The organism is Actinomadura kijaniata NBRC 14229 (assembly GCF_001552175.1).
GTDB classification, from domain to species: Bacteria; Actinomycetota; Actinomycetes; order Streptosporangiales; family Streptosporangiaceae; genus Spirillospora; species Spirillospora kijaniata.
The window spans coordinates 1-11959 of record NZ_BCQR01000248.1 but is presented as its reverse complement, the minus strand read 5'-3'; the positions used below and the strand labels follow the sequence as shown (position 1 = coordinate 11959).

12 protein-coding genes and 2 tRNA genes are annotated in these 11959 nt (G+C 72.4%); 9 read left to right on the top strand and 5 right to left on the bottom strand.

Annotated features, from left to right (window positions below; all coding sequences use genetic code 11):
- A partial coding sequence (locus AKI01S_RS46015; RefSeq protein WP_174567475.1) for an ABATE domain-containing protein occupies window positions 1-342 on the bottom strand: 342 nt, incomplete at its 3' end.
- Between the two features lie 85 nt (window positions 343-427).
- On the opposite strand from AKI01S_RS46015, the gene AKI01S_RS46010 reads away from it, so the two are divergent.
- Complete coding sequence (locus AKI01S_RS46010) at window positions 428-1312, top strand: alpha/beta fold hydrolase (protein WP_245682069.1); 885 nt, start codon at window positions 428-430, stop codon at window positions 1310-1312.
- A 75-nt stretch (window positions 1313-1387) separates the two neighbouring features.
- Here the strand turns inward: AKI01S_RS46010 and AKI01S_RS46005 are convergent, their stop codons facing one another.
- Together AKI01S_RS46005 and sigJ are read right to left on the bottom strand one after the other, a co-directional pair.
- Window positions 1388-1804, bottom strand: coding sequence for a hypothetical protein (locus tag AKI01S_RS46005; protein ID WP_067832695.1), 417 nt, complete (start codon window positions 1802-1804; stop codon window positions 1388-1390).
- A gap of 40 nt (window positions 1805-1844) precedes the next feature.
- Window positions 1845-2738, bottom strand: a complete 894-nt coding sequence (gene sigJ, locus AKI01S_RS46000) for an RNA polymerase sigma factor SigJ (RefSeq protein ID WP_157420624.1) — start codon at window positions 2736-2738, stop codon at window positions 1845-1847.
- A gap of 110 nt (window positions 2739-2848) precedes the next feature.
- On the opposite strand from sigJ, the gene AKI01S_RS45995 reads away from it, so the two are divergent.
- The 5 genes from AKI01S_RS45995 to AKI01S_RS45975 all read left to right on the top strand — a co-directional run bounded on the left by AKI01S_RS45995 (window position 2849) and on the right by AKI01S_RS45975 (window position 8934).
- Window positions 2849-5005 carry an MMPL family transporter gene (locus AKI01S_RS45995; RefSeq protein ID WP_174567474.1) on the top strand — a complete coding sequence of 719 codons (2157 nt, stop codon included), beginning with the start codon at window positions 2849-2851 and terminating at the stop codon, window positions 5003-5005.
- Between the two features lie 198 nt (window positions 5006-5203).
- The gene (locus tag AKI01S_RS45990) at window positions 5204-6337 is read left to right on the top strand and encodes a sensor histidine kinase (RefSeq protein ID WP_218010071.1); all 1134 of its coding nucleotides are present in this window, start codon (window positions 5204-5206) and stop codon (window positions 6335-6337) included.
- Complete coding sequence (locus AKI01S_RS45985; RefSeq protein ID WP_067832686.1) at window positions 6334-6987, top strand: response regulator; 654 nt, start codon at window positions 6334-6336, stop codon at window positions 6985-6987. Before AKI01S_RS45990 ends, AKI01S_RS45985 begins: the two co-directional genes overlap by 4 nt.
- A 154-nt stretch (window positions 6988-7141) precedes the next feature.
- Window positions 7142-7768, top strand: a complete 627-nt coding sequence (locus AKI01S_RS45980) for a hypothetical protein (protein WP_067832684.1) — start codon at window positions 7142-7144, stop codon at window positions 7766-7768.
- 29 nt (window positions 7769-7797) lie between these two features.
- Complete coding sequence (locus AKI01S_RS45975) at window positions 7798-8934, top strand: serine hydrolase domain-containing protein (protein ID WP_067832682.1); 1137 nt, start codon at window positions 7798-7800, stop codon at window positions 8932-8934.
- Between the two features lie 55 nt (window positions 8935-8989).
- Here the strand turns inward: AKI01S_RS45975 and AKI01S_RS45970 are convergent.
- A tRNA-Leu gene (locus tag AKI01S_RS45970) sits at window positions 8990-9072 on the bottom strand.
- A 504-nt stretch (window positions 9073-9576) separates the two neighbouring features.
- Window positions 9577-9659 (bottom strand) — tRNA-Leu (locus AKI01S_RS45965).
- 127 nt (window positions 9660-9786) lie between these two features.
- Here AKI01S_RS45965 and AKI01S_RS45960 point away from each other — a divergent pair.
- From AKI01S_RS45960 to AKI01S_RS45950, 3 genes are all read left to right on the top strand, one after another.
- The gene (locus AKI01S_RS45960; RefSeq protein ID WP_067832699.1) at window positions 9787-10539 is read left to right on the top strand and encodes an FHA domain-containing protein; all 753 of its coding nucleotides are present in this window, start codon (window positions 9787-9789) and stop codon (window positions 10537-10539) included.
- 11 nt (window positions 10540-10550) lie between these two features.
- Window positions 10551-11042, top strand: coding sequence for an FHA domain-containing protein FhaB/FipA (locus tag AKI01S_RS45955; RefSeq protein ID WP_067832680.1), 492 nt, complete (start codon window positions 10551-10553; stop codon window positions 11040-11042).
- Window positions 11039-11959, top strand: a 921-nt coding sequence (locus AKI01S_RS45950) for a Stp1/IreP family PP2C-type Ser/Thr phosphatase (RefSeq protein WP_157420623.1), incomplete at its 3' end; no start/stop codon positions are given. The genes AKI01S_RS45955 and AKI01S_RS45950, both read left to right, overlap by 4 nt.

The following is an 11959-nucleotide window of genomic DNA, read 5'->3' as shown; positions in this document are numbered from 1 at the left end:
CGGGCCGGTCCGGCGGCGCTCGGCCACGACCGCCGAGCCGTTCCAGGCCAGCTCGCTGATCGCGGGTGCGGCCCGCTGGGCGTCGTTGAGCGCGGCCAGGTCGCCGGGGGCGGGGGGCTCGCCGCGCCGCGCGCGCTCCAGCGCCCCGGCCGTGTGCTCCCGGACGGCGCGCACGGCGGCCAGCGCGTCCGGCCCGAGGTCGGCCTCCGGCAGCCTCCCCGCCTGGAGGCCCACCCACGCGCGCAGGTCGTCGGGCGTGGCGAGCAGGTCGCCGACGGCGGTCCGGGTGTTGACCAGGTCCAGCGCAAGGGGCTCCCCGGTCAGGGGGACGAGATCGCTCACCCTTCTAACGCTACATCACGGAGTTGACGCATTAGCCGGACGATCGCTATACCTAATGCATCAAAGCCAACGGAAGGCATTAGCCATGGTCGCCCGCACCGTCCACCGCCACCTCGACGTCGACGGGGTCCGCGTCTTCTACCGCGAGTCGCTGCCCGAGCGCCCGGACGCGCCCGTGCTGCTGCTCCTGCACGGCTTCCCGTCCGCGTCCCACCAGTTCCGCCGCCTGATCGACGCGCTCGGCGCGCGCTACCGCCTGATCGCCCCCGACTACCCCGGCTTCGGCCACACCGAGGTCCCGGACAACTTCGCCTACTCCTTCGACCGCCTGGCCGACGTCACCGAGGGCTTCGTCGGGAAGCTCGGCCTGGAACGCTTCGTGATGTACGTCTTCGACTTCGGCGCGCCGGTCGGGTTCCGGATCGCCGAACGCCTCCCCGAACGGATCGCCGGCCTGGTCGTCCAGAACGGCAACGCCTACGAGGAGGGCCTGTCGCGGGGCGCCCGCGACTTCATCGCCCTGCGCCCCGACGTCCCCGGCGCCGAGGACACGATCCGCGACCTGCTCACCCTGTCCGGCACCCGCGGCCAGTACGAGACCGGCGTCGCCGACCCCGAGGCCGTCGCCCCCGACGGCTGGACGCTGGACCAGCACTTCCTCGACCTGCCCGGCCGCAAGGAGGCCCAGGTCGCCCTGGCGTTCGACTACCACTCCAACGTCGAGCGCTACGGCCGCTGGCAGGCGTGGCTGCGCGAGCACACCCCGCCCACCCTGATCACCTGGGGCGCGGACGACCCGTTCTTCCCCGCCCCCGGCGCCCGCGCCTACCTGCGCGACCTGCCCGACGCCGAACTCCACCTGTTCGACACCGGCCACTTCGCCCTGGAGACCCACCTGCCCGAGATCGCCCCGCTCATCGCCGCGTTCCTCGACCGCGCCTGGAACCAGGCCCGCCCCGGGACGCGCTGAACGGGAACGACGGCGAAGGGCCCCTCCGCGGACGCGGAGGGGCCCTTCGACCGGTGTCAGCGCGCGGCACGGGGGTCAGTCGGCCGGGCGGGTCGTCCATATCTGTGCCATCAGGACGGCGCCGGCGCCGAACAGGGCCACGCCGAGCGGGACGTGGACGGCGACGTTGCCGCTGGAGCCGACCATGAACTGGACGCTGGTGAACACGAACAGCAGCGCGGTGACGGCCAGGTACCGCACCGATCCGCGGCCCGCCCGCCACACCAGGAGCGCGGCGACGATCTGGAGGATCAGCGCGAACGTGACGACGGCGCCGGTGGCGCCGTGCAACCGGCGGCCGTCCTCGTCGGACATGAGGAAGCCCGCGGTGATCCCCTGCGTCAGCAGGGCCGTGGCCAGGAACACCGAGGTCGCCTTCAGCAGGCCGAAGAACCGGGGCGGCAGGGCCCGGTCCGTCCGGGCCTGGAAGGGCGGCTTGATCGGCGATGACATGGGTTCACTCCTTCGCTCGTCGTGCTGGGTTGGGGTGGGCTCACCCCAGGTCGGGAACCTTCGCGAGCTTGTCGGGGTTGCGGACGAAGTCGATCGCGGTGATCAGGCCGGCGTCCATGGTGATCGCCAGGACCGACAGCTCGCCGTCGCCGTTCCGGACCACCAGGCCGGGAGCGCCGTTGACCTCGCAGACCAGCATGTCCACCGGGATCTCGATCTGGGCTCGGGCGAGCATCAGGCGGGCCACCCGCTCCGCCCCCCGCACGGCGTTCGGCAGCGTCGCGACCTTGCCGCCGCCGTCGCCGCGCACCACGACGTCCGGGTCGAGCAGCGCGACGAGCCCCGGCAGATCGCCCTCCTGGCAGGCGGCCACGAACGCCTCGACCAGCTCGCGCTGCTCGGCCTCGGTCACCGGCGTCCGCGGCCGCCCGTTCTCCACCTGCCGCCGCGCCCGCGAGGCGAGCTGGCGCACCGCGGCCGGTGACCGGCCGACCACCTCGGCGATCTCGGGGAAGGGCACGCTGAAGACGTCGTGCAGCACGAAGGCCGTGCGTTCGGCGGGGGAGAGCCGCTCCAGGACGATGAGCAGCGCCATGCTCACCGACTCGTCCAGGGTGACCCGGTCGGCCGGGTCGTGGGAGCGGGCCTCGACCAGCGGCTCCGGCAGCCAGGTGCCGACGTACTCCTCCCGGCGTGCCCGCGCGCTGCCCAGCACGTCGAGCGCCAGCCTGCTCACCGTGGTCGTCAGCCAGGCGGCGAGATCGCGGACCGACCCCGGGTCGTCGAGCCCGCGCAGTCGCAGCCACGCCTCCTGGACGCAGTCCTCGGCCTCGACCAGCGAGCCCGTCATCGTGTACGCCACGCGCAGCAGGCGCGGCCGGTTGCTCTCGAAGGATCGCGCCAGCAGTTCCTCGGCGTCCCGTGTCTTTCCCACGCCCTGTTGACGACGCAGCCCTGCGAGGTGTGACGCCGATCGCCGACGTCACACCTGGGAGCGCCGCGTCGTCAACTACCGAAAACCAGGGCCGACCCCGGGAAAGGATCATGACTCTTACCGAGACGAACGCAGAACTGGACACCCGGCCGCCCTCGCGGCAAGGGGTGTTCGCCCGCGTCGCGGGCTTCGCCCACCGCCGCCGGTGGATCGTGCTGATCCTGTGGGTGGCGGTCCTGGGCGGCGTCTGGACCGCCGCCTCGCTCACGGGCGACGACTACCGCAACGACTTCGCGCTCCCCGGCACCGAGTCGCAGCGGGCCGCCGACCTGCTCACCGAGCACGGCGCCGCCCGCGCCGGCGACACCGTCGAGATCGTCCTGCACCGCGAGGGCGGCCTGCGCGACCCCGGCGCCCAGCAGCGTGTCAGGGCCATGCTCGGCGAGGTCGCCGGGCTGCCCAGGGTGGGCCAGGTGCGCAGCCCGTACGACGGCGCGGGCGCCCTCTCCGCGGACGGCACGATCGGCTTCGCCACCGTCGTCCTGGAGGTCCCCTCGGAGGAGATGCCGAAGGCCGACACCCAGCGCATCCTCGACACCGCCCAGAAGGCCGAGGGCGACGGGCTCCGGGCCGAGCTGGGAGGCGACGCGGCCCGGCTGCTGGCAGAGGGCGGGACCGGGGCCGCGGAGGGCGCCGGCCTGCTGGCCGCGCTGGTCATCCTCGTCCTGATGTTCGGCACGGTCATCGCCGCCGGGCTGCCGATCGTCATCGCCCTGTTCGCCGTGGGCTCCACGGTCGGCATGATCATCCTGGCGTCGCACGTCTTCACGATCGCCGGGTGGACGCCGCCGACGATGACCCTGGTCGGCCTCGGCGTCGGCATCGACTACGCCCTGCTCGTCTTCGCCCGGTACCGCGCCGAGCTGGTGCGCGGCGCGACACCCGAACAGGCCACCGTGAACGCGATGGACGCCGCCGGGCGTTCGGTGTTCTTCGCCGGCTGCACCGTGATCCTGGCGCTGCTCGGCCTGGTCGCGCTCGGCCTCGGCTCGCTGCAGGGCATGGCCCTGTCCGTCGCGCTGACCGTCCTGGTGACCATGCTGGCCGCCCTGACCCTGCTGCCCGCGCTGCTCGGCGTCTTCGGCGACCGCTTCGCGCGCCAGTTCACCCGGCGGGCCGAACGCCGCCGGGCCAAGGGCAGGCCCGCCGAGGGCACCACCTGGCGGCGGCTCGCGGCCGCGGTGCAGCGGCGCCCGCTGGTCGCGCTCCTGACGGCCGCGGTGCTGCTGGGCGCCCTGGTCCTCCCGGCGCTGAGCATGCGGCTCGGCTTCTCCGACGCGGGCAGCGACGCGCCCGACACCACCAGCCGGCAGGCGTACGACCTGCTCAGCAAGGGCTTCGGCCCCGGCTTCAACGGCCCGCTCCTCGTGGTGACCGACACGCCGAACCCCGCGGCCACCCAGACGCTCAACGCCACCCCCGGCGTCCGGTCCGCGACCGACCCGATGCCCACGCCGGACGGCAGGGCCGCGACCATCCTCGTCTTCCCGTCCTCGGCGCCCCAGGACGAGGCGACCTCCGACCTCGTCGACACCCTGCGCGACGACGTCCTCCCCGGGCTGTCCGCGAAGACCGGCGCGCGGTACCTGGTCGGCGGCGCCACCGCCGCGGCCGAGGACTACTCCGCCAAGGTCGCCGAACGCCTCCCCCTCTTCATGGCCATCGTCGTGGGGCTCTCGCTCCTCCTCCTGATGGCGGTGTTCCGTTCGATCCTCATCCCCCTGAAGGCCGCGCTGCTGAACCTCCTCAGCATCGGCGCCGCGCTGGGCGCCATGACGCTCGTCTTCCAGGACGGCTGGTTCGGCGTGGAGTCCGGCCCCATCGAGGCGTACCTCCCGGTCATGGTCTTCGCCATCGTCTTCGGGCTCTCCATGGACTACGAGATCTTCCTGATCTCCCGGATCCAGGAGGAGTGGGCCCGCTCCAAGGACCCCTCGCACGCCGTACGGGAGGGCCTGGCCCACACCGGCTCCGTCATCACCGCGGCCGCCGCCATCATGATCGTCATCTTCGGCGCCTTCATGCTCAGCCCCCAGCGCCTGCTCCAGCAGACCGGCTTCGGCATGGCCGTGGCGATCTTCGTGGACGCCGTCGTCATCCGCTGCCTGATCGTCCCCGCCGCCATGGAGCTCATGGGCCGCCGCGCCTGGTGGCTCCCCGCCCCCCTCGCCCGCCTCCTGCCCCGGCTGGAACTGGAACGCCACTGACCACCGGCCACCACGAAGGCTCCGCCACGAACCGCGGCGGAGCCTTCGTCGTCACTCCGGCGCCCGCGAAATCCCTCGCACGACGGAGGCGATCATGCCCGGTCCGGCCGCGATACTGGGGGGATGTCGGATCGGTTCCGTGGTCCCGGCCTTCCCACGCGGCCGCTTTCCCGCGCGGTCTCCGGCCGTCTTGTGGACGTGCTGATCGCCGCGGCCGTCGCCGTCCCGGTGTTCGTGCCGTTCGCCACGGCGCCGGAGGTGACCCCGTTCGGCGTGCTGTTCAACCTCGGCACGGTCGTGCCGCTGGTGTGGCGGCGGCGGGCGCCGTTCGCGATCGCGCTGGTCGTGGCGGCCTTCGCCATGGGGGTGTCGCTGCACCACCGGCCGGGCCAGATGTTGCAGTACGGCGCGCTGGTGGCCATCTACACCCTCGCCGACCTGGGGCGGCACCGCTGGCAGCGCTGGGGCTTCATCGGCGTGCTGGTGGCGACGACCCCGCCCGGCGCGCTGCTCGTCAAGCACAACGACGCGGGCGAGTTCATGTTCACGCTGCTGCTGCCCATGACGGCGTTCCTGCTCGGCACGCTGGCGCGAACGGCGCGGGAGCGGTCGAACGCGCTGGTGGAACGCTCCGCGCAGCTCGAACGCGAACGCGAGGCCCTCGCCCGCGAACGCCAGGCCGAGGCGGCGCGGGCGGCGGCGGAGGAACGCGCCCGCATCGCCCGCGACATGCACGACGTGCTCGCGCACGCCGTCAGCATCATGGTCGTGCAGGCCGAGGCCGGCCCGGTGGTGGTCCGCACCGATCCCGACCGGGCCGAACGGTCCTTCGACGCGATCGCGGACGCGGGCCGGGACGCGATGGCCCAGCTCCGCCGCATGCTGGGCGTCCTCAAGGAGGAGCAGGACCACGGCGTACGCGCGCCCCAGCCGACCATCGGCGCGCTGCCCGGCCTGGTCGAGCACGTCAACCGCACCCGGATCCAGGTGCGGCTCACGGTCGAGGGCGGCAGCCGCGAGCTGCCCTCCGACGCCGACCTGGCGGCGTACCGCATCGTTCAGGAGGCGCTCACCAACACGGTGAAGCACGCCGACGCGCAGGCGGCCGAGGTCCGGCTCCGCTGGACCGAACACGAACTGGAGATCACGGTGACCGACGACGGGCGAGGCCACGCCGAGACGGATCCGGGGTGGCGGCGGGGCGGCGACGGTCTCATCGGCATCCGGGAACGCGTCGCCGCCTGCGGCGGCACGGCCGAGGCGGGTCCCCTGCCGGGCGGCGGGTTCCGGGTCCTCGCGCGTCTCCCCTACGGCGGGACGGTGGCCGCATGATCCGGGTGGTGCTCGCCGACGACCAGGAGCTGGTCCGCAGCGGCTTCGCGATGATCCTGGACGCGCAGCCCGACATCGAGGTGGTGGGCGAGGCGGGTGACGGCGCCGCCGCGATCGCCGCCGTCGCCGAACACGATCCCGACGTCGTGCTGCTCGACATCCGCATGCCCGGCCTGGACGGCATCGAGGCCGCGAAGGCCGTGTGCGCCGAGACCCGGACCCGCGCGATCATGCTCACCACGTTCGACCAGGACGACTACGTCTACGACGCGCTCTACGCCGGCGCGAGCGGGTTCCTGCTCAAGGACGTGCGCCGCGACGACCTCGTGCACGCGGTCCGGGTGGTGGCGGCGGGGGAGTCGCTGCTCGCGCCCGCCGTCACCCGCCGCCTCATCTCCGACATCACGCGCAACCGCCCGCGCGCCGGCGCGCCCCCCTCCGACCGCCTGTCGGTCCTGACCGAACGGGAGCGCGAGACCCTGCGCCTGCTCGGCCGCGGCCTGTCGAACGCGGAGATCGCCGCGGCCATGGTCGTCAGCGAGCACACCGTGAAGACCCACGTGAGCAACGTCCTGGCCAAGCTCGGCATCCGCGACCGCGTCCAGGCCGTGATCGCCGCGTACGAGACCCGGCTGATCGAGCCTTCCTGAGGGGCGGCTCCGTCGCGCGGGGGAGTCGCGCCCCGGCCCTCCCCCGCGCCACCGATGCCCGAAGACCCCTCGCGACGGCGATCCGCCCGCACACCGCCCTCCCGGAAGATCGAGAACGAGAGAACGCAGGTCTCGAACTCCGGGAGAACCCCTCATGACCAGGATCGCCTTCCACCTCGCCCCCGCCCTCATGCTGGTCTACGGTGTCGTCCGGCTCATCGACGGCCGGGACGGGCAGCACGGCCCGGGACCCGCCTGGACGGTGGGACATCTGATCTTCCTCGGCTCCCTGCTGCTGTACGGCGGGGTGATCGCGGGCCTGCACGACCGCGTCCGGGCCGCGTCCGCCGGCACCGCACACCGGGTCGCGGCGGGGGTCACGGCCGCCGTCGCCGCCTTCGGCCTGGTGACGTTCGTCCGCGTCGCGATCGTCGACATCGTCGTCGGCCTGCGGGCCGCGAACCCCGCCGAGAAGAGCGCGCTCGCCGACCGGTACGCGGACGTCCCCGCCGTGCTCCCCCAGGCGGTCTACGAGATCGGCCCGGTGTTCTTCATGCTCGGGCTGCTGGCGCTGCTGGTCCAGTTCGCGGCCGTCACGCCGGGACGCAGGGCGGTGGCCGCCCTGAGCCCCGTCCTGGTCCTCCTCGGCTTCGTCACGATCACCCTCGACCTGGACCTGCTCCCGGCGGGCGCGGCCCTGATCTGGCTCGCCCTCGCCCTGGCCACCCGCGAGCCGAGCCCGTCCTCCCCCGCCCGCCACAGGGCCCCCGCGGCGGCCTAGCCGACCGGCCACCACTCCGGAGAGCGGAAATGACCAAGAACAAGCGCGGACTGCTCACCCTGGCCCTGGCGGCCGTCGTCGCGCTGACCGGCGCGACCGCGACGCGGGCCGACGCCGACCAGACCCGGCTGGACCGGCTCATGGACCGGCTGACCACGGTCGACGGCGGGCCCGGAGCGCTCCTCCACCTACGGGACCGGCACGGCGACACGGTGCTGACCAGCGGCGTCGCGGACGTCGACAGCCGGGCGCCGATCCCCCGCGACAGCCGGTTCCGGATCGGCAGCCTGACCAAGCCGTTCGTGGCCACGGTCGTCCTCCAGCTCGTGGGCGAGCGCCGCGTCTCGCTCGACGCGCCGGTGGAGCGCTACCTGCCCGACGTCGTCGCCGGGTACGGCGACCCCGAACGGAAGATCACCGTCCGCCAGCTGCTCCAGCACACCAGCGGCCTGCCCGACTACCTCGACCACCTCGACCCGCGGGAGGTCCTCAAGGACCCGCTGGCCCACCACGACCTGCGCGACCTGGTGAACCTCGCGCTCGCCCAGCCGCCGACCTCCAAGCCGGGCGAGAGCTGGGACTACTCCAACACCAACTACATGCTCGCCGGCATGCTCATCGAGAAGGTGACCGGCCGCACCTGGACCCAGGAGGTCCGCCGGCGCGTCATCACCCCGCTGGGCCTGCGCGCGACGTCCGCGCCGGGCGACGACCCGGCGATCCCCGGACCGCACCCGCGCGGGTACGTGCGGCCGGGCAAGGACGCGCCGCTCATGGACCTCACCGCGATCAACCCCTCGGTCGCGGGCCCGTCCGGCGGAATGATCTCCAGCGGCGCCGACGTCGACCGCTTCCTGGGCGCGCTCGTCAACGGCAGGCTGCTGCGCCCGGCCCAGCAGCGGGAGATGATGCGGACCCGCCCGACCGGCGACTCCGGCGAACGGGCGTACGGCCTCGGCCTGGAGAGCAGGCAACTGCCCTGCGGCGGTCTGTACTGGGGGCACGGCGGCGACATCTTCGGGTACGAGACCGCGAGCGGCGCCACCGTCGGCGGCGCCCAGGCGACGGTCATGGTGAACCTCGACCCGGGCGGCTCGGACGCGCAGAGCGAGGACATGAGGACCACCGTCCAAACGGCGCTCTGCCAGGCCACGGCCTCCCGCTAGCAGACGCCCCGAACGAAGAAGGCCCCTCCGCGTTCGCGGAGGGGCCTCTCGTCTGTGGGCGAGGAGGGATTTGAACCCTCACGTCCTTTCGGACACACGGACCTGAACCGTGCGCGTCTGCCGTTCCGCCACCCGCCCGGGTGTCGTCGCCGACTTCCAGCGGCCACGAGCTTACACGCACCTCAGCACAGCTTCGTCCCACCGCTAGCCAGGCCCACCCCGGCCGGGAGACAGTAGAGACATGTCCCAGGCCCCGCCGCCGCCGGGCACCGAAACATGTCCCGGAACGTCACTCAAGGCATGAAATGTGTCCCAGAACACTCTGGAAATCACACTCCGAGCCCCAGCTCTTTCTCCGGGAGTCAGTGCCCCCTTGCCCCACACCCACAAGCCAAGGCCACAAGAAGCCACCCGACAAGGCGAAGAAGTCCGGACCAAAACCCGACCAAGCAGACGCCCTGACGAGAAGGTCACCAAAGCGAAGAGGCAGCGACCGCAACCTTCCCCACCCCACAGCGACCACCAGGGGGGCGTGGGGGCGGAGCCCCCACATCGGGGGTCTGGGGGTCGCCCCCCAGGCAGATACGACGAGAGCCACCATGGCCCACGCTTTCCGTGGGCATAGTGGCTCCGTGGATCGAGTGGGCGAGGAGGGATTTGAACCCTCACGTCCTTTCGGACACACGGACCTGAACCGTGCGCGTCTGCCGTTCCGCCACCCGCCCGGGTGCGGCTCCCGTTTCCGGGTGCTCGATGAGATTAGCACGGGTGGAGGGGTGGATAGGAACTCGGATACTTCAAGCGAACCTTCGCACCGATACGATCGTCTACCAGTGGGGAAGGGAGGTGCCCGTGGGCGTCATTCAGCGCTTCGAGCGACGGCTTGAGGGCATGGTCGAAGGAGCCTTCGCCAGGGCCTTCAAGTCGGAGCTCCAGCCGGTCGAGGTGGCCAGTGCTGTGCAGCGCGAGATGGACGACCGAGCCGCCATCGTGGCCCAGGGCCGCACGTTGGTACCGAACGACTTCGTCGTCGAGATCTCGCAGCAGGACGGGCAGCGGCTCCAGGTGTACGCCGACAGCCTGAGCCAGGAGCTGGCGAATCTGGCGCGCGAGTACGCGAAGGAACAGGGGTACTCCTTCGTCGGTCCGGTGCGGGTGCGGTTCGAGAACGCCGGCGACCTGGCGACGGGCATGTTCCGGATCCGTTCGGGGGTGATCCGGGGTTCGACCGTCGAGGGCGGGGAGATCCGCCGTCCGGCGAGCGACGTCCCGCCGGGCGGTCGCGGCGCGTTCGGGGGTCATCCCCGGCTGCTGGTGACCACGGCCCTCGAGGGCGCCGACGCCACCCAACGCACCTATGAGATCAACACTCCGGTGACGCTGCTGGGCCGCGGCACCGACTGTGACCTGCGTCTTGTCGACCCCGGCGTCTCCCGGCACCATGCCGAGATTCGCGTAGAAGGTCCCGAAATCGTTCTCGTGGATCTAGGGTCGACCAACGGCTCCTTCGTGAACGGGCAACAGATCCGGCGGGTGACGCTCGTCGACGGTTCCCGCGTCACGATGGGGCGGACAACCCTGGTCTTCCGCCGCGATAGGGAGTAACCCCGACTCCGATGTCCGAATTCACCCTCACGCTGATCAAGCTGGCGTTCCTCGCGGTGCTCTGGCTCTTCGTCATCGCGACCGTCGGCGTGATCCGGGCCGACCTGTTCGGGTCGAAGGCCGCGGCGCGGGCCGCCGAGCGCGCGTCCCAGCCGCGTCCGGCCAAGGCGTCCCGGCCGCCCAAGCCGCCGCAGGCCCCGCGTGCGAACAACGCTCCGACGAAACTGGTGGTGGTCCAGGGGGAACGGGCGGGCACCGTCATCGACCTGACCAGCGCCCCCGTCACCATCGGCCGCGCCAATGACGCCACGCTCGTCGTGACCGACGACTACGCTTCGAGCAGGCACGCCCGCATTTACGCGCAGGACGGTCAGTGGATCGTGGAAGATCTGGGCTCCACCAACGGCACCTATCTGGGTCGCACGAAGGTGACCCGGCCCATGCCGATCCCCCCGGGCGTGCCGGTCCGTATCGGCAAGACCGTGATCGAGCTGCGCAAATGACCCTGGGAATCCGCTACGCCGCCCGCTCCGACGTGGGAATGCTGCGCGAGGGCAACGAGGACTCGGCCTACGCGGGCTCCTACCTGCTCGCCGTCGCCGACGGGATGGGCGGCCACGTCGGCGGAGAGATCGCCAGCGCCGCGGCGATCGACGCGCTGCGCAAGCTGGACAAGAACCTGCCCGCCACCGAGCTGCTGGCGGCGCTAGAGAAGACGGTCAAGGCCGCCAACGAGAACCTGCACCGCATCGTCGAGTCCGATCCGGCCCTGCAGGGCATGGGGACCACGCTCACGGCGATGCTGTGGGCGGGCAACCAGGTCGCGCTGGTGCACATCGGGGACTCCCGGGCGTACCTGCTGCGCGACGGCAGCCTGTTCCAGATCACCCACGACCACACGCTGGTGCAGTCGCTGGTGGACGAGGGGCGGATCAGCCCGGACGAGGCGGCGTCGCACCCGCAGCGCAGCCTGCTGCTGCGCGCGCTGGACGGACGCGGCGAGGTCGATCCGGACCTCTCGTTGCGCGAGGCCCGGGTCGGCGACCGCTACCTGCTGTGCTCCGACGGGCTGTCGGGCGTGGTCACCGCCGAGACGATCTTCCAGGTGCTCACCGAGGTGGCCGACCCGGAGAACGCGGTACGGCAGCTCATCGACCTGGCGAACCGGGGCGGCGGCCCCGACAACATCACCTGCGTGGTCGCCGACGTCGTCGACCTCGGCGGGCAGGCCCCGCAGGCGCAGGCGGGCCACGCGGTCGGCGCGGCGGCCAACACCACGCCCCCCGACCTGACCGGCGGCCCGGGCGGACCCGGCGCCTCCGACACCCCGGCGGGACGGGCGGCGCAGCTGCGCGACACGATGCCGCAGCCGCCGGTCGCGGTGGACGAGATGCCGCCGCCCGCGCCCGCGCCGCTGCAC

What these genes read in the sequence shown, in the direction of transcription:
- AKI01S_RS45995 (WP_174567474.1), top strand. Translation starts at nt 2,849, where the DNA reads ATGACTCTTACCGAGACGAACGCAGAACTGGACACCCGGCCGCCCTCG.
- AKI01S_RS45955 (WP_067832680.1), top strand. Translation starts at nt 10,551, where the DNA reads ATGTCCGAATTCACCCTCACGCTGATCAAGCTGGCGTTCCTCGCGGTG.
- AKI01S_RS46010 (WP_245682069.1), top strand. Translation starts at nt 428, where the DNA reads ATGGTCGCCCGCACCGTCCACCGCCACCTCGACGTCGACGGGGTCCGC.
- AKI01S_RS45975 (WP_067832682.1), top strand. Translation starts at nt 7,798, where the DNA reads ATGACCAAGAACAAGCGCGGACTGCTCACCCTGGCCCTGGCGGCCGTC.
- AKI01S_RS45985 (WP_067832686.1), top strand. Translation starts at nt 6,334, where the DNA reads ATGATCCGGGTGGTGCTCGCCGACGACCAGGAGCTGGTCCGCAGCGGC.
- AKI01S_RS45980 (WP_067832684.1), top strand. Translation starts at nt 7,142, where the DNA reads ATGACCAGGATCGCCTTCCACCTCGCCCCCGCCCTCATGCTGGTCTAC.
- AKI01S_RS46005 (WP_067832695.1), bottom strand. Translation starts at nt 1,804, where the DNA reads ATGTCATCGCCGATCAAGCCGCCCTTCCAGGCCCGGACGGACCGGGCC.